At 71.8% G+C, this 21,632-nt stretch carries 15 protein-coding genes; 8 read left to right on the forward strand and 7 right to left on the reverse strand.

The genetic code is table 11. The features are described 5' to 3' along the window. The first annotated feature begins 96 nt into the window (after positions 1-96). Entirely contained in the window at positions 97-771 is a 675-nt protein-coding gene (locus OQ02_RS14585) for a hypothetical protein (RefSeq protein WP_033438918.1), read from the forward strand. Positions 772-827: 56 nt separating this feature from the next. Here OQ02_RS14585 and ilvD read toward each other — a convergent pair whose 3' ends face one another. Next, positions 828-2,516, reverse strand: coding sequence for a dihydroxy-acid dehydratase (gene ilvD / locus OQ02_RS14590; protein WP_197043339.1), 1,689 nt, complete (start codon positions 2,514-2,516; stop codon positions 828-830). A gap of 105 nt (positions 2,517-2,621) precedes the next feature. Here ilvD and OQ02_RS14595 point away from each other — a divergent pair, with 105 nt between their 5' ends. Next, the gene (locus OQ02_RS14595; RefSeq protein ID WP_033438920.1) at positions 2,622-3,014 is read left to right on the forward strand and encodes a hypothetical protein; all 393 of its coding nucleotides are present in this window, start codon (positions 2,622-2,624) and stop codon (positions 3,012-3,014) included. 61 nt (positions 3,015-3,075) lie between these two features. Here the strand turns inward: OQ02_RS14595 and OQ02_RS14600 are convergent, their stop codons facing one another. Then, a complete protein-coding gene (locus tag OQ02_RS14600) occupies positions 3,076-4,188 on the reverse strand; it encodes a sugar ABC transporter substrate-binding protein (protein WP_033439033.1) in 1,113 nt (370 codons plus the stop codon). 1,023 nt (positions 4,189-5,211) lie between these two features. On the opposite strand from OQ02_RS14600, the gene OQ02_RS14605 reads away from it, so the two are divergent. Further along, entirely contained in the window at positions 5,212-8,301 is a 3,090-nt protein-coding gene (locus OQ02_RS14605; RefSeq protein WP_063747062.1) for an AfsR/SARP family transcriptional regulator, read from the forward strand. 152 nt (positions 8,302-8,453) lie between these two features. Here OQ02_RS14605 and OQ02_RS43760 read toward each other — a convergent pair whose 3' ends face one another. Continuing rightward, positions 8,454-8,660, reverse strand: a complete 207-nt coding sequence (locus tag OQ02_RS43760) for a hypothetical protein (protein ID WP_156077047.1) — start codon at positions 8,658-8,660, stop codon at positions 8,454-8,456. Between the two features lie 199 nt (positions 8,661-8,859). Between OQ02_RS43760 and OQ02_RS14610 the strand changes: the two genes are divergently transcribed. Together OQ02_RS14610 and OQ02_RS14615 are read left to right on the forward strand one after the other, a co-directional pair. Continuing rightward, positions 8,860-9,828, forward strand: coding sequence for a hypothetical protein (locus OQ02_RS14610; RefSeq protein WP_033438921.1), 969 nt, complete (start codon positions 8,860-8,862; stop codon positions 9,826-9,828). A gap of 84 nt (positions 9,829-9,912) precedes the next feature. Further along, on the forward strand, positions 9,913-10,905 hold the full coding sequence (locus tag OQ02_RS14615; protein WP_033438922.1) for a hypothetical protein: 993 nt from the start codon (positions 9,913-9,915) through the stop codon (positions 10,903-10,905). Positions 10,906-10,974: 69 nt separating this feature from the next. Here OQ02_RS14615 and OQ02_RS14620 read toward each other — a convergent pair whose 3' ends face one another. Beyond that, the gene (locus tag OQ02_RS14620; RefSeq protein ID WP_033438923.1) at positions 10,975-12,561 is read right to left on the reverse strand and encodes a condensation domain-containing protein; all 1,587 of its coding nucleotides are present in this window, start codon (positions 12,559-12,561) and stop codon (positions 10,975-10,977) included. Positions 12,562-12,743: 182 nt separating this feature from the next. Between OQ02_RS14620 and OQ02_RS14625 the strand changes: the two genes are divergently transcribed. Genes OQ02_RS14625 through OQ02_RS14635 form a run of 3 tightly spaced genes read left to right on the forward strand, consistent with a single transcriptional unit; the run spans position 12,744 to position 15,710 of the window. After that, positions 12,744-13,016, forward strand: a complete 273-nt coding sequence (locus OQ02_RS14625) for an acyl carrier protein (protein ID WP_051772299.1) — start codon at positions 12,744-12,746, stop codon at positions 13,014-13,016. Beyond that, complete coding sequence (locus OQ02_RS14630) at positions 12,997-14,514, forward strand: acyl-CoA ligase (AMP-forming), exosortase A system-associated (protein WP_033438924.1); 1,518 nt, start codon at positions 12,997-12,999, stop codon at positions 14,512-14,514. The genes OQ02_RS14625 and OQ02_RS14630 overlap by 20 nt, the downstream gene beginning before the upstream one ends. Then, positions 14,511-15,710, forward strand: coding sequence for a pyridoxal-dependent decarboxylase, exosortase A system-associated (locus OQ02_RS14635; RefSeq protein ID WP_033438925.1), 1,200 nt, complete (start codon positions 14,511-14,513; stop codon positions 15,708-15,710). Before OQ02_RS14630 ends, OQ02_RS14635 begins: the two co-directional genes overlap by 4 nt. A 34-nt stretch (positions 15,711-15,744) precedes the next feature. Here OQ02_RS14635 and OQ02_RS14640 read toward each other — a convergent pair whose 3' ends face one another. The 3 genes from OQ02_RS14640 to OQ02_RS14650 form a co-directional block, all read right to left on the reverse strand. Next, a complete protein-coding gene (locus tag OQ02_RS14640; protein ID WP_051772301.1) occupies positions 15,745-17,850 on the reverse strand; it encodes a HelD family protein in 2,106 nt (701 codons plus the stop codon). 99 nt (positions 17,851-17,949) lie between these two features. After that, complete coding sequence (locus OQ02_RS14645; RefSeq protein ID WP_033438926.1) at positions 17,950-20,136, reverse strand: MMPL family transporter; 2,187 nt, start codon at positions 20,134-20,136, stop codon at positions 17,950-17,952. Positions 20,137-20,170: 34 nt separating this feature from the next. Next, positions 20,171-21,541, reverse strand: a complete 1,371-nt coding sequence (locus OQ02_RS14650) for a condensation domain-containing protein (RefSeq protein ID WP_033438927.1) — start codon at positions 21,539-21,541, stop codon at positions 20,171-20,173. Positions 21,542-21,632: the final 91 nt, after the last annotated feature.

Here is a 21,632-nt window from a genome sequence, read left to right on the forward strand (position 1 = left end):
TGGCGACCATGACCGCGTGCGGCGACGCCACGGCCGACTCGTGATCGCCACCGGCTCCCGCGACGAAGTGGGCATCGCGGTGCGGCGGGTGAACCGGTGATCGGCGTGGCGGGCGGCACGGGCAACGGACGAACGGAAGGGCACGACCCCATGGACGTGGAACGGCTGTTGTGGCGCTTGGCCGACAAGTACGCGCCGGCTCCACCCGCGCGGTCCAGCACGGTCAGACCCGAGTGGTTCGACCACGCGGGCGACCTCGTGGTGGTGAACGGCCGGGTCACCTGGGAGACGCCGTCGCACACCGAGGGCGGGTTCACGCACGGGCTACCCGCAGGCTCCCATCCGGTGTACGTGGGCAGCCACGCCACCATCCCGGACGCCTGGAACCCCGACGCGTTCCGGTACTCCGTCAGCATGGTCGTGATCCCGCTGGCCGAGCCCGCGCGGATCGAGGCGGCGAAGTGGGGCACCGACGGCTACGACGACATCCACATGATCGAGGACTTCGCGGTGCTGTGGGCGGAAGAGGCCCTGTACCCGGGGCACCACTTCGACGACGACCACGTGCCCGACTTCCTCCACCGCGCGCGGGACGACATCGCGGCCAGGGGGCGGCACCACCGGCGGGCCGGCTGGGTGGAGGCGCTGCTGGACCGGGACACCGGCGCGAACGCCTTCGTCTTCCCCGTTGACTCCGAGAACGTCACCGGCTTCGAGATCGTGGACGACGACGAGAACCTGCTCTGCCTGGTGCTGCGGACGTACGACTGACGCCGGTCCACGAGCAGGGACGACGAGCCCGAGCCCGTCCTCCCTGCTCGTGGCACCTACCCGCAGACCGCGCCGTTCGAGGCCGAGCCGACCAGCTTCGCGTACTTCGCCAGCACGCCCCGCTGGTAGCGCGCGGGCAGCGGCTCCCAGCCCACCCGGCGGGCAGCCAACTCGGCGGCGTCCACCCCGATGTCCAGCGTGCCGTCGGCGACGTTCAGCGTGATCGGGTCGCCGTCGCGGACGAACGCGATCGGCCCGCCGTCCGCCGCCTCCGGCGCGACGTGGCCGACGCACAGGCCGGTCGTGCCGCCGGAGAACCGGCCGTCGGTGAGCAGCAGCACGTCCTTGCCCAGGCCGGCGCCCTTGATCGCGGCCGTGATGGCCAGCATCTCGCGCATCCCCGGCCCGCCCTTCGGGCCCTCGTACCGGATGACCACCACGTCACCGGCCTTGACCGTGCCGTCCTCCAGCGCGTCCATCGCGGCGCGCTCGCGGTCGAACACCCTGGCCGTGCCGGTGAACACGTCCGAGTCGAACCCCGCCGACTTCACCACCGCGCCGTCCGGCGCCAGCGAGCCGCGCAGGATCGTGATGCCGCCGGTCCGGTGGATCGGCTCGTGCACCGCCCGCAGCACGCTGCCGTCCGGGTCCGGCGGCGCGATGTCGGCCAGGTTCTCGGCGACCGTGCGGCCGGTGACGGTCAGGCAGTCGCCGTGCAGCAGACCCGCGTCCAGCAACGCCTTCATCACCACCGGCACACCGCCGATCCGGTCCACGTCCGTCATCACGTGCCGGCCGAACGGCTTCACGTCCGCCAGGTGCGGCACCCTCGCGCCGATCCGGGTGAAGTCGTCCAGGCTCAGCTCCACCTCCGCCTCGTGCGCGATGGCCAGCAGGTGCAGCACGGCGTTCGTGGAGCCGCCGAACGCCATCACCACGGCGATCGCGTTCTCGAACGCCTCCCGCGTCATGACCTGCCGGGCGGTGATGCCCTTGCGCAGCATCTCCACCACCGCCTGACCGGACCGCCGGGCGAACCCGTCCCGGCGCCGGTCGGTCGCGGGCGGGGCCGCGCTGCCCGGCAGCGACATGCCCAGCGCCTCGGCCGCGCTCGCCATCGTGTTCGCCGTGTACATGCCGCCGCACGCGCCCTCGCCGGGGCAGATGGCCCGCTCGATCAGGTCGACGTCCGCGCGGCTCATCAGCCCTCTGGAGCACGCGCCGACCGCCTCGAACGCGTCGATGATCGTCACCTCGCGCTCGCTGCCGTCCGACAGCGTGACCCGGCCCGGCAGGATCGAGCCCGCGTAGAGGAACACGGAGGCCAGGTCGAGGCGTGCCGCGGCCATCAGCATCCCGGGCAGCGACTTGTCGCACCCGGCGAGCAGCACCGACCCGTCCAGGCGCTCGGCCTGCATGACCGTCTCCACGCTGTCCGCGATCACCTCGCGCGACACGAGCGAGAAGTGCATGCCCTCGTGGCCCATCGAGATGCCGTCGGACACGGAGATCGTGCCGAACTCCAGCGGGTACCCGCCGCCGGCGTGCACGCCGTCCTTGCTCGCCTTCGCCAGCCGGTCCAGCGAGAGGTTGCACGGGGTGATCTCGTTCCAGGACGACGCGACGCCGATCTGGGGTTTGACCCAGTCGTCGTCCCCCATCCCCACGGCCCGCAGCATGCCGCGCGCAGCGGTCCGCTCCAGGCCGTCGGTGACGTCGCGGCTGCGTGGCTTGATGTCGGGCATCTCGTCCATGGGGCGAACCTAACGCTTCCCGGGGTGTTGTTCACGCCGTGCCACGCGCGCCAGGTACTACGGTGGTGACGTGGCCGGACGCGGGAGGCAACGACGGTGACCACCTGGACCGATGTGATCAGCTACGTCCGCACGCGGTACGAGGTGCTGGAGGAGACGGACAGCTGGCTGCGCTTCCGGCTGGACACGGAGAACAGCCGGACCCAGCAGGTCGCGGTGCACCACGTGCCGGACGAGGACGGCGGTGGCTGGCTGGAGATCTCCTCGGCCGTCGGCCGCGCCGACAAGGTCGACCCGGGCCGGCTGCTCGAACTCGCCGGCACGTGCCTGGTCGGCGGCGCGGCGGTGGTGGACGGCGTCGCCCTGCTCAAGCACACCGTGCCGCTGGAGGACCTGAGCGTCCTGGAGGAGTTCGAACGGCCGCTGACGATGCTCGTCGCCAGTGCGGACGCGTTCGAGCACGAGCTGACCGAGAAGGACCACTTCTGACACCGGTCCGCGGCTTGGCGGGCGGTGCGCGCGACCGGCGCGGGCGGTGCGGGCTCGGCGGCTACCCGACCAGGATCTCCAGGTCGGCGCACACCGGGCCCACGTCGCCCGCGCACAGCTCGGCGGGCTTGATCGCGTTCTCCGCGACGACCACCTGGCGGACGTTCTCCGCGGTGATCAGGTCCGCGCCCAGCAGCACCGACTTCACGTCCCGGCCGGACACCAGGTCGCGGGTGTTGCCGGTGGCCAGGTCGTCGGCGCCGCTGAGGTCACCCCTGGCGACGGCCGCCGCCAGGCGCGCGGCGGCCTCGGCCTCGTCGCGGATCGGCTTGTAGACCGTCATGCACTGGTCGCCGCGCAGGATGGAGCGCAGGCCGTCGAGGGTGGCGTCCTGGCCCGTCACCGGCACCCGGCCGGCGGCGAGACCCCGCTCCTCGAGCACCTCGATCGCCGCGCCCGCCAACCCGTCGTTGGCGGCGACCACGCCGTCCACCCGGCCGCCGTTCGCGTCGAGCATCCGGGCGAACGCGATCCGGCCCTCGGCCACGTCCCACTTGTCGACCGCGTGGCTCTGCGCCAGTTTCAACGTGCCGTTGTCGTACAGGGGCCGGAGTTTGCGGTGCTGGCCCTCCGCGAACAAGGTGGCGTTGTTGTCGGTGGGTGAGCCTTGGAGTTCGATGATGTGCGCGCCCGGTTTGTCTCCCAGGCACTTCAGCAGACCTTCGGCCTGGAGTTCGCCGACGTTGATGTTGTCGAACGAGACGTAGTAGTCCGCGTGGCCGCCCATGCTGATCCGGTCGTAGTTGATGACCGGGATGCCGGCGGCTTTCGCCATGGCCTCGACGTCCGCACCGCCTCGCGGGCTCAGCGGCGTGGTCACCAGGACGTCGACCCGCTGCCGGATGAGGTCTTCGGCGATGCTCGCGAACCTGCCCTCGTCGTTGTCGGCGTGCTCGATCAACGGCTCGACACCGGCGAACCGCAAGGCCTGGGCGAGCTTCGGTCTGTCCTGCTCCACCCACCGCGAGGACGCCTCGTCGTCCGGCAGGATCACCCCGACGACGGGTTTGTCGGCGATGTCGCCGTCGGCTCCGGCCCCCGTCCGGCCGTCAGCGCCGCACGCCGTGGCGAGCAACGCGACGAGTAGGACGGAGAACGCGCTCCGACGGTGCATGGCCGACACTCCCGGGCCTCAGGGGTGAAATGGGAAGAACGGGATTCCAGCCTGTTCGTCGGGGTCGAGTCAAGCTTTTCCGTGATTTGTATTCACGTGGTGACCGGCCGGTGGAAATAAAGTGCGGAAACAACCGTGACCGGTGAAATCGCGGCGCAATACCGGGAATTGTGGCTTCGACCGGACCCGCGGCGGCGCCGTGACCGGCCCCCGCGAGGGCGCGGTGGGTCGTAACGCGATCACTGCTCGTGCCGACAGGTGGGCAGGGGAGGTCGACGTGGCGGACGTGTTCACCAGCCGTGCGGGGGAGGGCTCGTGGTCGAACTGCGGGAATGGCCGGCCGTAGTCCGGTCGCCGGCGCCGGAACGCGGTCGACGACGCGTCGGCCCTGCGCGGCCGGGTCGGTGGGACGTGACGGCACGATGATCGCCACCGGCGGCCGAGGCGCGACCGTCACGCTGGGGGTCGAGGCCGATCCCGACCCGGCCGGTCGGGTGCACCACCCCATCCTCCGGAGCGTGAAGGACCACGTTCGGGCGCACCGCGATCGGCGTTCCCCGACTCGGCGCGGCACCAGCCGACGACCTGGGCGCTGTCCGCACTCCGCGACCGGCCGGGCGAAATGGCCCGCCTGGTGACTGCCGGCCGCCTGAACCAGGCGCTACCTGCCCGATCCGGACCAACCGGACACGTGCGGCGGAGTGCGCTCCAGTGGTGTCAATACGGCAAGCCGCGCCCGGTGGAAACTGAAATATGCTCACTAATCTTGTCGTTGTTCGAAACGGTTCGCGGGAACGGCCCCCGACGGTCCGGTGAACACCCCGGCTGGTGCCGGCGCTTTCCTCGGCAGGCCATTGCGCCCGATCGTGCTTTCGCGCGAAAGTTGACCGGTTGAAATGCGCACTAAGGTGCTCAACGTGCGTGAACAGGTGCTAGCGTGCCCTGGCCGAGTCCGGGGGCGGTGGCAGCTCGGCGCAACGGTCGGGTGGCCGCGCAATCACGCGAGAATGTGAGGTGCGTGCGGTGGGATTGCGGATTCTCGGTCCTCTCCAACTCGTCGTCGGGAGTCGCTCGTACAAGATCGGCGGCCCTCGGGAGCACGTCGTGCTCGCCACGCTCGCCCTGAAGCCCAACCGGGTCACGTCCGTCGAGCAGTTGGTGGACGCCATCTGGGGCGACGTGCCGCCCTCCACCGCACGCGGCCAGATCCAGGGCTGCATCTCCGGCCTGCGCAAGCTGTTCAGCGACGCCGGCATCCCGGACGCGATCAAGACCTGGCCCTCCGGCTACCTGCTCGCCCTGTCCGACGACGAGCTGGACAGCGGCACGTTCGGCAAGCTCGTCGCCGCCGCGCAGCGGGAAGCCGCGGACAACAAGCCGGACCAGGCGGCGGCGACGCTGCGTGCCGCGTTGGACCTGTGGCGCGGCCCCGCGCTCGACGGCATCCAGAGCGACGCCGTGCGCCGGGCCGCGGCGTTGCTGGAGGACGCGCGCATCGCCGCCGTCGAGGAACGGGTGCGGCTCGACCTCGAACTCGGCCGGCACGACGAGATCACCGGCGAGCTGCGCGGACTGGTGGCCGAACACCCCCTGCGCGAGCGGCTGCACGGCTTCCTGATGCTCGCGCTGTACAGGTCGGGCAGGCAGGCCGAGGCACTGGACGTGTGCCGCCGCGTCCGCGCCACCCTCGTGGAAGAGCTGGGCATCGACCCCGGCCAGGAGTTGCAGGACCTGGAACACGCGGTGCTCAACCGCGATCCGTCGCTCGACCTGGCGCCGCCGCCCGGCGCGCCGCCCGAGTCGGCCGAGCAGCCGCCCGCGAGCCCCCGCCAGCTCCCCAGCAGCATCGCCGACTTCATCGGCCGCGACCAGCACATCGCCGAGATCCGCCACGTCCTGCCCGGCGCGGGTCGCCCGGAGGCCGCCCGGTACGCGGTGCCGGTCGTGGCGATCTCCGGCCGCGGCGGCGTCGGCAAGTCGACGCTCGCGCTGCGGGTCGCGCACGAGCTGAGCGAGCACTACCCGGACGGGCACCTCTACGTCGACCTGCAAGGCGGCGAAGTGCGCACCGGTCTGCTCCTGGCCCGGTTCCTGCGCGCCCTCGGCGTCAGCGGCGCGGTCATGCCGAACGACGTCGCCGAGCGCGCCGAGCTGTACCGCAGCCGGCTCGCCAGCAAGCGGCTGCTGCTCCTGCTGGACGACGTGACCAGCGAGGACCAGGTGCTGCCGCTGTTACCGGGCAGCCCGAGCTGCGCGGTCATCGTGACCAGCCGGGTCCGGTTGGCGGGGTTGGCGGGCGCGCACCGGGTCGACCTCGACGCGTTCGACGACGCCACCTCCGCCGAGTTGCTGGCGAAGATCGTCGGCCCCGAACGCCTGCGCGCCGAGCCCGACCGCACGGACGAGCTGGTCCGCTACTGCGGCGGCCTGCCGCTGGCGCTGCGGATCGCGGGCGCGCGGCTGGCGTCCCGGCCGCAGTGGCGGATCGCCGAGCTGACCCGGCGGATGCGCAGCGAGGTGCGCCGGCTGGACGAGTTCAGCCACCACGGCCTGGAGCTGCGTTCCAGCATGGGCATGACCTACCGCAGCCTGCCCGACCGGGCCAAGCGCCTGTTCCGGCTGTTCGCGCTGATCGAGGCGCCGGACTTCCCCGGCTGGACGGCCGCCGCGCTGCTGGACTCCGACCCCATCGACGCCGAGGAGGCGTTGGAGCGGCTGGTCGACGCCCAGATGATCGACACGGTCCACGGGCAGTCGCGACAACTGCGCTACCGCTTCCACGACCTGGTCCGCGTCTACGCGCGGGAACAGCTGGTGGAGGTCGAGACGGAAGCCGAGCGCGCCGACGCGACGACCAGGGTGCTCGGCGCGTGGCTGGCGCTCGCGGAACGGGCGCACCGCAAGGAGTACGGCGGCGACCACACGATCCTGCACGGCACCGCGCCGCGGTGGCACGTCGACGAGTGGGCCGACACGGTGCTGGTCGACAACCCGGTGGACTGGCTGGAGAACGAGCGGTACGCGCTGGTGGCCGCCGTCCGCCAAGCCGCGGCGGCCGGCCTGGACGAGCTGTGCTGGGACCTCGCGCTGACCGCGGTCAGCGTCTTCGAGGTCAAGGGCTACCTGGACGACTGGCGGGAGACCGCGGAACTGGCGCTGCGCGTGACCGAGTGCGCGGGCAACCGCACCGGCTGCGGTGCGATGCTCTACTCGCTCGGCACGCTGCACACCATCCAGAAGCAACTGCCCGCGGCCGAGCGGTACTTCACGTCGGCCCTGGCGCTGTTCGAAGCCGACGACAACGTCCACGGCCAGGCGCTGGTGCTGCGCAACGCCGCGCTGGTCGACCGGATGCGCGGCGATTTCGAGCCCATGCTCGCCAAGTACGGCGACGCGCTGGTGAAGATGCGCGCCGTCGGCGACCTCATCGGCGAGGCGAACATCCTGCGCAGCCTGGCGAAGTTCCACATCGACGAGGGTGAGGTCGACGTGGCCCGCCAGATGCTCGGCGACGCGCTGGCGCTCTGCCGGCGCGCCGGCTACCTGCGCGGTGAGGCGCAGGTGATGAGCCGGTTCGCCGAGCTGCACCTGCGCGCCGGCCAGGTCCTCCAGGCCAGGCGGGCGCTGCACAGCGTGCTGCGGACCGTGCGGGAGATCGGCGACCGGATCGGCGAAGCGCACGCGTTGTACGGGCTGGCGATGGTGCGGCGCCGGGAGGGTCGGATGGACAGCGCGGAGACGACGCTCGTGCACGCGTTGTCCATCGCCCAGCGCGTCGGGGACCGCATGATCGAAGGGCAGTCCCACTTCGCACTGGGGGAGATCGCGGTCGTCCGGGACGACACCGCGAGCGCGGCGGGGCACCTCGCGGAGGCGCGCACGGTGTTCGGCGACCTCGGCTCGTCGGTGTGGCTGGCGAAGACGCTGATCCTGCTGTCGGAGGTGCAGGACGGCGGGGACGACCCGACCCTGGCCGACGAGAGCCTGGAGCAGGCCGCGATCCTGCTGTCGAAGGTGGATTCGAAGGAAGCGGTCCGGCTGCTCAAGAGCCTGGACACGGCGAGGTCCGCGCTGTTCGACGACGGTGGCGAAGCGGCGCGGATCTTGGACTAGCCGGAGTTGCCGGACTTGTCGAAGTGGCCGGAGTTTCCGGACTTGCCCGAGTTGTCGAAGTTGTCGGGGTCGCGGGACTTGCCGGGGATCGCAGGACTTGCGGTGGTTGCGAGGATCGCACGACTTGCCGGAGTTGCCGGGCGCGCAGTCGGTCAGTCCCAGGGCGAGTCGTTGTTGGCGGACCGCGGCGGCGCGGTGGGCAGGCGCATCGCGTTGCTGGACCCGGTGTCGTTCACCGCGGGGTGGGGCGCGTCCCTCAGCGAGTCGGAGGCCAGGGCCACCGGGGACGTCTCGACCACGATGGCGAGGAAAGCCGACAACCCCACGGCGGATCTGGCGAAGTTTCGTTTCGTGAACACGGCGGCGGATTCTCCCAAACCTCGGGCGGCAGTTTTCTGGTGCTTCTCCGATCTCGACCGTAGCCACGCCGCTGCCGGATGACCGTTGAACGGCTGTCGATGCCTTCCGGGCCACCGGAAGCGGTTCGGAAGAGGTTGGGAAGCGCGGTGTGCACGATAGGGCGGGAACCGTCCTCATTCGGCACGCCGGAGGCGTCACATGACCGGAGCTGTCCTGCGACTCAGCGCCGACGAGGTCTTGCGCGCGATCGAGGACGTGGACCCGGTCGCCGTGGTCGCCGAAGAGCTGACCGGTGGAACCCACCCGGACGAGCCGCCGACGTGCAGGTTCGTCGCCGACCCGGAACGCGCGGCGCACCTGCGGCACGAGCAGACCGCCGTGCAGGACCTGGTCACCGGCGACGTGTGCCTGTTCCCGGCGTCCTGCCTCCGGCTGGTCCGCGCCGCCGCACTGGTCGGTCTCGCCGCCCGTGAGGTGCACGCCGACGGGGTGGTGACCGCCGCGCTGTTCGCCTCGCCCGCGGCCACTCCGCTGCACCTCGCCGTCATCGCCCGGCACGTGCCCTGGCTGACCCACATCTCCGTGCACACGGCGGACATCGCGAGTCCGGTGCCGATCGGACGGGCGTTGCTGGACCAACTCGAAGCGGCGGGCATCGGCATCTCCGCCACCGCCGACATGCGGCACGCGGCAGCCGGTGCGAACCTGCTGATCACCTCCGACTTCGCCGCGGACCGGCTGGCGGTCGGGCTGCCGCCGCTCGGTTCGCTGACCGTCAACGCCACCGGCGTCGACCTGCCGTCGGACCTGCTGGACAGCGTCGACCAGGTCTACGTCGACGACCTCGGCCTGCTGCCGGCCAACCGGCACCGGGCCGTGGCCGCGATGCACCTGGCGGAGCCCGGAACGCACGAAGAGCTGGCACCACGCACCGAGGGCTGGTACCGCCCGCACGCCGCGTGGCGGCACCGGCGGCGCGTCGAAGCGGACCTCGGCCGGGTGCTCACCGGACACCACCCCGGACGAAGCGACCCCGACGACATCCTGCTGGTGGAACTGCTCGGCGTCGGCACGGAGAACGCCGCGCTGGGCGGCCGGCTCCAGCGTGCCGCGCTGGAACGCGGCCTGGGTGTCCGGCTGGCCGATCGTCCCCGTTCGACCCGATGACCCACACGGCGTGCCCCGCGCCGTGCGCAGTTCCGCGGTGTCCCGCCGGATGCCGCGTGTCGAGGTGAAGCAGGAGAACCGACCATGCAGACCGTGATCGCGTTACGCCCGGAGATCGTCAGAATATCGGAGCACCAACTCCTCGACGTCTACCGCTACGCCACCCGGAACGGCGCGATCGACGGGATCGACCGGGTGGCCGCGGAACTGGGGATGGGCACCCACGAGGTGAACGCCGCGGTGAACCAGCTCCTGGAGAGCCGGCTGCTGCGCGCCGACCGGGACCGCAGGCTGGTGCCCGTCGACCCCGAGGTGGCGACGGCGCTGCTGGTCTCGCCGATGGAACGGGAGATCTACCAGCGCCGCGAGCTGATCGCGCAGATCCGGCAGCGCGCCGAAGCGTTCCGCCAGGACTACGCCGACACCGCCGGGCAGGCCGCGGTGGAGCGGATCACGGGCGACCTGGAGGTCAACGGTCTGCTCCGGGTCGCGGCCGAGGCCTGCCGCGAAGAGGTGCTGGTGCTGCGGTCCGGCGCGTTCGACTCCGACGAGCTGGACGACTTCCTGTCGGTGTGCGGCGGGCTGGTCGAGCGGGGCGTGGCGGTCAGGATGGTCTGCCAGCACCGCGACCGGGCCGACTTCGCCAGCCGGGTGAAGATCCGGCGGCTGACCGACTCGGGCGCCGTGGTGCGCACGGTGAGCCACCTGCCGCGGACCGCCGTCGTCTTCGACCGGTCGTCGGCGGTGCTGATGGGCAGCCACCCGGCGGAAGCCGTCGCGTCCTGGGTGCGGCACGACGAGGTGGTCCCGTTCCTGCTGGACGTGTTCAACCACCTGTGGGACGTGGCGACGTCGTTGGAGGCGGCCGATTCCGGTTACGCCGAGGTCGCCGACGACCTGTTGCAGACGGTGGCCAGCTTGATGGCCAAGGGGTTCACCGACGAGGTCGTCGCGCGCAAGCTCGGCATGTCGGTGCGCACCTGTCGGCGGCACATCGCCGCGTTGATGCGTGATCTGGACGCGGTGAGCCGGTTCCAGGCGGGCGTGCGCGCTGCCTGCCGCGCGTTGGTGAGCTGAGTGCGGTGGTCGGCACTGCCGGGTGCGCCGAGCCCGCCGATCCGGCATGGCTCGGCCCACCCGGCACGGTCAGGGTGCGGTGAGCTTCGTGGCCACGTGCCGCATCGGTCGGCCGCCGGCGAGGTCGTAGACGGAAACGCCGGTCCAGCCCTGCTCGGCGAGGTCCGCGAGCACGCGGGGGATGCGCAGGACCCGGCCGCCGGCGCTCACGTAGCCGTCGTCCGGGGACGCATCCGGGAGCCCGTTCACCTGGCTCACGGCCGTCAGGAGTGCTTGTACCGCTTCAGGGTCGGCTGTCTCGTGGGTGGGGGGAACGACCGGGACCGGCTCGGCGAACCCGCAGAGGTCGGTCACGTTGTCGACGGTGAGGTCGGCGGCGGGGTCGTCGAGCGCGAGCAGCACGGCCTCGTAGCCGCGCAGGAACCGCTCCACAGCGTCGGCGTCCATCACGGTCGACGCGGCGTTGAGCCCGACGACCACGGCGTCCTGCAGTTCGATCACGCGGAAGTACGTGTCGGCCCCGTACTCGGCCCAGGCGGCCGGGGTGGGGTTCCAGGTGAACTTCGTCCGCCTGGCGCGGGTGGCGTGGTCGCCGTGGTTGAGGAAGTTCAGCTCCGAGCCCGTCCGCAGCACCTCGCCCCGCCGGGAACCCTCGCGGGACACCAGCTCCAGCAGCTCGTCGTACGGGACGTAGGCGTGGTCCTGCCCCTGCCGGAAGCGTTCGGCGGCACGTTTGAGCAACACGGAGAACGGAGGGTTGTCGTGGCAGTCGACCCGCATCAGCAGCGGCGAGAACAGGCACGTCATCACGTCCGTGCACGGGGTGGCGTCACGGTTGCCGGTGAACGACAGGTGCGAGACCTCACGGCTCCCCGTGTACGCGGCCATCACCGCCGAGTACACGGCGACGTGCACCAGCGACGGCCACACCCTGTGCCGGTCCGCGACCCGACGGCTCGCCTCCAGCATCGTCGGCGACGTCAGCGTGGCGCCACGCGCGACGGGGTCGGCCGGTGTGCCGCGCCGCGTGGCGAACACGTCCGGGACGAGCCCGGCGACCTCGTCCCGCCAGTACCCGAGCGCGATGTCCTTGGCGGCCAGCGCTTCGACGGACGCCTCGTGCGCCGCCAGGTCCGCGGGTTGGCGCAGGACCGGTTCCAGGGCGGCGGGACGGCGTGCGGCCAGACCCGCGCCCAGCGCCTCGAACTCGCGCTCGAACCGGTCGATCGTCCACGCGTCGAACGCCAGGTGGTTCAGCACCAGCACGACCTGCCTCGGCGCTCCGTCGCGGGTGATCAGGCACGCCCGCAACGGCCACTCCCCGGCCAGGTCGAACGCGGACGACGACAGCCGTTCGACGACGTCCGCGGGAGTCGGCGTGCCGTCACGCTCGACGGTCGTTTGGACGAGCGGCACGGCCGCGGGCGGGTGCACGCGCTGCCGCGGCGTGCCGTCGGCGTCCAGGTGGTAGGTCGTCCGCAACGCCTCGTGCCGGCGCACCAGGTAGTTGAGCGTCGAGCGGACCATCACGGTGGTGACGCCGGCCGGCATGTCGAACCGCAGCACGATGTGGGACTCGTGCCGGGCGTGCGGCGGCACCTGGTGGTGTCGCAACCAGATGTAGCGCTGGCCCCAGCACAGGTTCGCACTCTTCACGGTGTCCGATGATCGGGGGTGGGACCGGCCGGGACAATGCGTCCGCCGGTGGCAGCTAGCGGCCGAAATTAATGGCCGGCACCTGCTCGGCGTGATCCTTGACCGGTGCTCGGGTGTTCGGCGAACCTGACCGTCGACGTGGTGCTCTGTCGGTTCCCGCATCGGCGACCAGAGGTGAAACCTTGGCTACCTTGGAAATACCCGGCAAATTCCAGGAAATCCTCCGGCCGCACCTGCCGTACGCGGATTCCGGCGAGCTGACCGGTGCGAGCGAGCTGGCGAGCCTGGGGCTGGACTCGATGAGCATCGTCCAGCTCCTGGGTGACATCGAGAGCTCCTACGACGTCGAGCTGCCGGACGAGATCATCGAAGAGAGCACGTTCGCGACCGTCGGCTCCCTCTGGCAGGCGCTGTCACCGTTGGTGGCCGGGACCGATGCCGACCCGACTCGATGACCTGCCGCGGTGCGGCGCCGACGACCGGCCCGCGCTCACGTTCAAGGACGAGACCCTCACCTACGGCGAGCTGAACCGGCGAGTCGCCCGCGCGGCGGCCGGTCTGCGCCGCCTCGGCCTGCGCCGCGGCGAGCGGGTGGTGGTGTACGTCGAGAAGCGCCTCGAAGCGGTCGTCGCGCTGTTCGCGGTGTCCGCCGCCGGCGGCGTCGTGGTGCCGGTGAACCCGGTCTTCAAGGCGCGGCAGGTGGAACACGTCCTCGCCGACTGCGCGGCGGCCGTGGTGATCACGACCGCCGAGCGGCACCGGACCCTGAGTGCGACCCCGACCGTGCGGCACGTGGTGCTGATCGGCGAGGTCGACGACGAGCCGGGCGTGACGGGCTGGGCGGACCTGTGCCCGACGGACCTGTGCTCGGCGGACGGGTCACCGGTGCGCGACGGCGTGATCGACGTCGACGTGGCCGCGATCTTCTACACGTCCGGCAGCACGGGTGGACCGAAGGGCGTGGTGTTGTCGCACCGCAACCTGCTCGCCGGTGCGGCCAGCGTCGCGGAGTACCTGGAGCACACCGCGGACGACGTGGTGCTCGCGGTGCTGCCGCTGAGCTTCGACGCCGGGTTCAGCCAGCTCACCACGTCGTTCCTGGCCGGTGCGCACGTGGTGCTGGTGAACTACCTGCTGCCGCGCGAGGTCGTGCGGCTGTGCGCGCGTCACGGCGTCACCGCGTTGACCTGCGTGCCACCGCTGTGGCTGCAACTGGCGGGCGTGGCGTGGCCGGAGGAGGCGACGCGGCGGCTGCGGTACTTCGCCAACACGGGAGGCCGGATGCCCGGTCCGACGCTCACCCGGCTGCGCGGGCTCTTCCCCCTGGCGCGACCGTTCCTGATGTACGGCCTGACCGAGGCGTTCCGGTCCACCTACCTCGACCCGGCCGAGGTCGACCGGCGGCCGGACTCGATCGGGCGGGCCATCCCGAACGCCGAGGTGCTGGTCGTCCGGCCGGATGGAACGCCGTGCGATCCCGGTGAGCACGGCGAGATCGTGCACCGCGGCGCGCTGGTCGCCTTGGGCTACTGGAACGACCCGGAGCGCACGGCCGAGCGGTACCGCCCGTACCCGCCCGGTGCGTCGGAGCTCGCGGTGTGGTCGGGCGACGTGGCCTACCGCGACGACGAGGGCTTCCTGTACTTCGTCGGCCGCACGGACGACATGATCAAGACCTCGGGTTACCGGGTGAGCCCGGCGGAGATCGAGGAAGCCGCCTACGCCACCGGACTGGTGGGCGAAGCGGTCGCGTTCGGCGTGCCCGACGACGCGCTGGGGCAGCACGTCGTCCTGGCGGTCAACGGCCCGTGTGACGTGGAGACCCTGCTCAAGGCGCTGGCGGTGGACCTGCCGAAGTACATGCTGCCCCGGCGGGTGGAGGTGCTGCCCGAACTGCCCAGGTCGGGCAACGGCAAGTTCGACCGGACCGAACTGCGGCGGAGGTGCACGTGAACGGGTTCACCCTGCCGGACGGGCGGTTGGCGGTGGGCGGCGTCGACCTCCCGCTGCTGGCGGCACGGGTGGGCAGCACGCCGTTCTTCGCCTACGACCGCGCACAGGTGACCGGGCGCGTGGCTGCCGTGCGCGCCGTGCTGCCTTCCTCGGTGCACTTGAGCTACGCGGTGAAGGCCAACCCGATGCCCGCGTTGGTGCAGCACCTCGGTGGCTTGGTGGACGGCTTCGACGTGGCGTCGGCGGCCGAGATGCGGCACGCCCTGGACACGCCGATGCCCGCGGACCGGATCAGCTTCGCCGGACCGGGCAAGGCCACCGCCGAGTTGACGCAAGCGGTCGCGGCGGGCGTCACCGTCGAACTGGAGTCGGCCGCCGAGGTGCGACGGGCACAGGAAGTCAGCTCGGCGCTCGGGATCGCGGCACGGGTGGCGGTGCGGGTGAACCCCGACTTCGCCGTGCGCGGGTCCGGGATGCGACTGGGCGGCGGGCCGCGGCAGTTCGGGATCGACTCGGAGCAGGTGCCGTCGGTGCTGGCGCAGCTGGGCGACCTGGACTTCCAGGGGTTCCACGTGTTCGCGGGCTCCCAGAACCTCGACGCCCAGAGCCTCTGCGAGGCACAGCGGCAGACCGTCGAACTGGTGCTGGAACTGGCGGACAGCGCGCCGTCGCCGGTGCGGTACGTGAACCTCGGTGGCGGGTTCGGCATCCCCTACGCGGCCCGCGACAAGCCGCTGGACCTCGCGCCGATCGCGGACAACCTGGCCGCGCTGGCCGACGTGCTCGGCCCGCGCCTGCCGCGGGCCAGGGTCGTCGTCGAGCTGGGCCGGTACCTGGTCGGCGAGGCGGGCGTCTACGTGACCAGGGTGGTCGACCGGAAGGTGTCGCGCGGCAAGACGTTCCTGGTCGTGGACGGCGGGATGCACCACCAGCTCGCGGCCTCGGGCAACCTGGGCCAGGTGATCCGCCGCAACTACCCGATCGCGGTGGCCGGCCCGGTGGGGCGGCCGGTGGAGAAGGTGACCGTGGTCGGCTGCCTCTGCACGCCGTTGGACCTGCTCGGTGACGACGTGGAGCTGCCCGCCGCGGATGTAGGCGACCTCGTCGTCGTCTTCCAGGCGGGCGCCTACGGCCTCACCGCCAGCCCGACCGGGTTCCTCAGCCACCCGGCGCCCGTCGAGGTGCTGGTCGGGTGACCGCGCCGAGCGGACCTCCACCGGGTCGGCGGCGTCACGGTTGCTCCGGAATGGCGGACAGTTCTGCTGGTGGCCGACCGGGGTGCACGATGCCCAGTCGCTGGGTGGCCCTGGTCATCGCGACGTACAGGTCGTTGTGGCCCAGTGGCGCGGTGCCGAGGATTTCGGCCGGGTCGACGATCAGGACCGAGTCGAACTCCAGGCCTTTCGCCTGATCGGGGGTGAGCAGCACCACCTTGCCGGTCAGGTCCGGTGGTGTGGCAAGGGAGAGCGCGGCGGCCAAGGGCTCGATGTGGGCGCTCGGGGCGATGATCGCGAGTTGGCCGTCGGTGTGCGCCGCGGCGAGGGCGGCGGTGGTCGTGATCAGGTCGGCGCGGGCGGTGCCGACGCGCCACGGTGGTTCGCCGGTCGAGCGGACCGACCGGGGTGGCGGCGTTCCGGGGTGGTGGGCGGCGAGCAGGTCCGCGGTGGCGGCCATGATCTCCGCCGGTGTGCGGTAGTTGACCGTGAGCCGGGCGAGCTGCCAGCGGTCCTGGACGTGCGGCCGGAGCACCCGCTCCCACGAGGAGGTGCCGGCCGGGTTCCCGGTCTGGGCGGGGTCCCCGACGACGGTCATCGACCTGGTCGGGCACCGGCGCAGCACCATCCGCCAGGCCATCTCGGACAGTTCCTGCGCCTCGTCGACGACCACGTGCCCGAACGTGGCGCGGTCGTCGACCCGGCCGATCAGGGCGGCGGCCTCGTCCAGCAACGGGACGTCCGCGGCGCTCCACCCGTCGGTCCGCTCGCCGGTCCGCTCGTGGAGGAGGTCCGACACCACGTGCTCCGGTGTCAGCGGCGGCCACAGCGGGTCGAGTGCGGCCCGGACGCCGGTGTCGGCGAGCAGCGAGTCCGTGAGAGCCGTCCGGTCGGTGTCGTCCAGCAGGGTCCTCGGCCCGTCGTCGTGCTCATCCTGGTCGACCACGACTCCCGCGGCGGCCAGCGCACGCAGATCCGCCTCGCCGAGCCGGCCGTCCGGGCTGCCGCCGTCGATCGCTTCGCCGGTGTCGGTGAGCACGACCGCCTCCATGCCCTCGACCAGGCGCCGCGCGAGCACGTCCACGACCTCCCGCTGGAAGACCAGCCTCGCCTGGTTGTGCGGAAGCCCGGTCCGCCTGGCCTTCCGCACGGCACGAGCGCAGTCGCCGGGGTCGAGCCGCAGCACCTGCTGCTCGAACTCGACGTCGACCGGGTGGTCCGGTGTCCGGACCCGTGACCGCACCACCGCCGCCAGCCGTTCGGCCATGGCCGCCGCGCCCTTGAACTCGGTGGTCGAGGGCGGGTCCACCCGGCTGACCCGGACGCCCTGCCCCAGGTCGGCGATGGTCGCCGTCACCACGCCGTTCTCACCGAGACCCGGCAGGACCTGGCCGATGTAGTCCAGGAAGATCCGGCTGGGACCGACCACCAGGACACCGCGGGTGCGCAGGTGCGGACGGGTGTAGAGCAGGTACGCGACCCGGTGCAGCGCGACGGCCGTCTTCCCCGTCCCGGGACCGCCCTGCACCACCAGCACCCCGCCGGACTCGTGCCGGATGATCCGGTCCTGCTCGGCCTGGAGGGTGGTCACGATGTCGTGCATCCGCCCGGTCCGCTCCGCGGTCACCGCCGCCAGCAACGCCGCTTCGCCGACCAGACCGTCATCGCCGGCGCCGTCCCGGTCCAGCAACTCGTCGTTCAGCGCGACGACCGTCCGGCCGCGCGTGGTGATGCGGCGCCGTCGCCGCACGCCGTTCGGAGCGGTCGCCGTCGCGGTGTAGAACGCCCGCGCCACGGGGACGCGCCAGTCCACCAGCAGCGGTTCGCCGCCCTCGTCGCGGAACAGGCCGAGCCTGCCGATGTAGAGGCGCCGGCCGTCGTGCAGGTCCAGCCGCCCGAAGCACAACCCCTGCTCAACGGCGCCCAGTCGTGCCACCTCCGCCTGCCAGACGGCCACCGCCTCCCGATCCCCTGCCGCCGCCAGCCGCCCGGCCGCCTCCTCTCGCAGGGCGTCCAGCCGGGCGTACAGGCCCGCCACGTAGTCCTGCTCGATGTCGATCTCACGGTCGATGCCACTGCCGGCCACGGCCACGCGGTCCCCCCGGACGACGATCAGTGCCATCGAGCGTGCACCGCGATTTCGGGGAAGAACAGTCTTGTTCTTCCCCGCCGGCTCAGCCGCGCAAGCGCGGAAGTGGCCCGCCCTTTCGGGTGCCGCGGTTCAGCGGGTGGCGGCCAGTTCCGGTTCGGACTCGGTCGAGTCGTCGTCGTCCAGGTCGTCGGACTCGCGGAACCCGAAGCGCTGGTAGAACTTGCGCAGGAAGCCGGGCGCCCACCAGTTGTGCCGCCCCAGCAGGCGCATCGTCGCCGGGACCAGGAGCAGGCGCACGAGCGTCGCGTCCACCACGATGGCCACCAGCAGGCCGACACCGACCATCTTGATGAACGTGATGCCGGACGCCGCGAACGCGCCGACCACGACGCACAGCAGCAACGCGGCCGACGTGATGATGCCGCCGGTGCGCTGCACGCCCGTCGCCACGGCCGCCGTGTTGTCTCCCAGGTGGTCCCACTGCTCGCGGATACGGGACAGCAGGAACACCTCGTAGTCCATCGACAGCCCGAACAGGATCGCCAGCATGAGGATCGGCTGGCTGGCGTCGACGTACCCGGTGGGGGTGAAGCCGAGGAACCCGGACAGGTGCCCGTCCTGGAAGATCCAGACGACCACGCCGAACGCCGACCCGATGGACACCAGGTTCATCACGATCGCCTTCAGCGGCACCACCAGCGAGCCGAAAGCCAGCGCCAGCAGGAGGAACGTGATGCCGGCGACGAGCAGCCCCATCAGCGGCAGCTTCTCGGACAGCCCGTCCACCTGGTCCACCACCGCCGCAGTCGGGCCGCCGACCAGCACTTCCGCGCCGACCGGGTCGTCCAGCGCCCGGATGTCCCGGACGATCGCCCGTGCCTGCGGCGAGTTGGACGCGCCGTCGTAGCGCACCGTCAGCAGGGTCGACTCGCCCTTCTGCGCGGACACCGCGACGCCACGCACGCCGTCCACCCCGTCCACCGAGTCGGCGAACGTGGCGGCTTCGGCCGCGGACGCGCCGGAGACCAGCACCCGGATCGGGTCGACGCCGTCACTGGCGAACTCGGCGTCCAGCCGTTCCGACACCACCCGGCTCTCGGTGCCAGCCGGCAGCACCCGCTCGTCCACGCCGCCGAACTCGACCCGGGCGAACGGGGTCGCCAGCAGCAGGAGGACCGCCGTGGTGCCGATCGTGAACAGCACCGGCCGCCGCATGACCGCGCCCGCGATGCGCGCCCAGATGCCCGTGGTGGCCCTCGCGACCGCACCGGTGACGGTGGGGATGCGCCGCCGGTGCAGGCCGGGGATGCGCAGCGAGTTGATCCGCTTGCCGAGCACGGCCAGCACGGCGGGCAGCACGATCAGCGTGGTGAGCATCGCGACCAGGACCGCGGCGCTGCCGCCGAGGCCCATCGAGCGCAGCAGCATCTGCGGGAAGATGAGCAGCCCGGCCAGGGCGAGCGTCACGATCAGACCGGACACCGCGACGGTCCGGCCCGCGGTCGCGACGGTGTTGGCCACCGCCTGCCCGACGGGCCGGTCGCGGTCCATCTCCTCCCGGAACCGGCTCACCATGAACAGCGCGTAGTCCACGGCCAGGCCGAGGCCCAGGATCGTGATGATGTTGATGGAGAACACCGACACCTCGGTGAACACGCTGATCACCCGGACGGCCGTGAACGCGCCCAGGATGGCGATCCCGCCGACCAGCAGCGGCATCAGGGCGGCGACCACGCTGCCGAAGATGATCACGAGCAGCAGCAGGAGCAGCGGCAGCGCGATCAGCTCGGCGCGCACGAGGTCGTCGCCGATCTGCTCGTCGATGTCGGCGCTGACCGCGAGCTGGCCGCCGACCTGCGTGGTCAGGCCGTCGGCCGCCAGCCCGGCCTTCGCCTCCTCGACCACCGCGTCGCCGGTGCCCGCCGCGAACCTGATCGGCACGAACGTGGAGTGCTTGTCCGTCGACACCATGTCCGGCGCCTGCGTCTCGTAGAACGAGGTCACCATCTCGACCGCGGAATTGGCCCGCAGCTCCGCCACGGCGTCCTCGACGGCGTCGCGGAACCGGGGGTCGTCGGTGGTGAACTCGTCGCTGGAGTACAACGCGATCAGGTGGACGTTCTGCCGCCCGACCTCTTCGGTCACCCGCGAGATGACGCGCTGCGACTCGCTGTTCGGATCGTTGAGGCTGCCGTCGTCGGCGAGGCGGTCGAACACGCCCATGCCCCAGACACCCGCGAACGCGACGAACCCGGCGGTGGCCACCAGGACCACCCACCGCATCCGGTTCATGACCGTTCCCCACCACGCGAACATGCGCTTCCTTCCGTCGTCTCGATCCTCGGTCGGGTCAGACCCCGCGCGGCGGAGCCGGGGGCCGCGGCGGGAACAGCGCCGGCGGGAGTTCCGCGCCATCGGCGTCCCACAGGTCCTTGGTGGCGGTCTCCGGCTCGATCACCGCGCGCCGGACGCCGAGTGCGACGGCACGCAGGATCGACGTCACCCCGTCCGCGGTGACGACGTCCGGGTCGGTCCGCAGCGCGACGCTCATCCGGCCGCCCTTGACCGTGACCCGCACGTCGAACGGCTGCCCGTACTGCCGCGCGTCCGGCGTCCACACCAGTTCCGCGGGCGCGAGGGACGCCGGGGCGCACGGTTCGCCGTCGAGCTGGAGGTAGTTGAACCAGCACGGGAACAGCTGGTTGAACCAGCCGTCGTGGTCACCGGTCGCACCCGCCTCGGCGGCGATCGCGGCGATCCGGTCGACGTCGTAGGAGGAGTAGCGGTAGGCCTTGGCGGCGGCCCAGTGCGTGCGCGTGATGTGCTCGCCCAACGGCAGGCCCGCGTCGACGTCGACCACGACCGGGATCAGCTGGTTCAGCGTGCCGACGGCGTGCCGGTGGTCGGGCGTGAACCGGTTGGAGGACATCAGGTTCAGCGTGACGCGCCGCGCGCCCGCGTGCTCGGCCAGCCCGGCGGCGACCAGCGCCATCACGACCGCCGGCGCGGAGACGCCGAGCGCGCTTGCCGCGGTGGCGGAGAGTCCTCCGAGTGCCACCGAGTGCAGCGTCGCTTGGACGCGTGGCTTGGTCTCGTGCGGCGGCAGCGTCGGCAGGGCAGGTGACCGGTGGTCGTCCTCCAGCAGCTTGCTCCAGTAGCGCTCGGCGGCGGATCGCCGTCCGGACGCGGCGTCCTCGGCGTGCCGGTGGGCGAGCTCTCGCGGTGACGGAGCGGTCGGCGGCGCGGTCGAGGGATCGCGGACCAGGGCGTCGAACTGGGAGCCCAGCTCGATGATCGACCAGACGTCCAGGATCAGGTGCGAGAACGACAGCGAGAGGAACATCGGCACGCCGTCCGTCGTGACGAGTTCCCCGCGCCAACACAGCGCGTCGGTCATCGGGAACGGAATCCCGACCAGGGCGCCGGTGGTGCGGTCCGGGTCGCCGAAGTCGGTGATCACCCGGTCGACCCGCTCGACGGGCAGCGCGACGTCCTCGTGGACCCGCTGGACCGGAACGCCGTCGACCAGGTGGTAGGTGGTGCGCAAGGGTTCGTGCCGCCGGACCAACCGCCGCAGGGCCGCCGTGACGTCGTCCAGCGACCGGCCCCTCAGGTCCCACGTCGCCGGGAGGTTGGCCTCCTTCTTCCAGCCCTCCGGGTAGCTGTCGACTTCCCGCCAGGAGTAGAGCTGGCCGTGGCTGAGCGGCGCGTCTGCGTGCACGTGGACTCCTCGGTGAGGCTTTACCGGGGGCGGGGTCTACCGGCCCTTCACGCACGCGCGAAGCGCCTTGCCGCACTTCCGGCCGGATGAA

The organism is Saccharothrix sp. NRRL B-16314 (assembly GCF_000716595.1).
Taxonomy (GTDB): domain Bacteria; phylum Actinomycetota; class Actinomycetes; order Mycobacteriales; family Pseudonocardiaceae; genus Actinosynnema.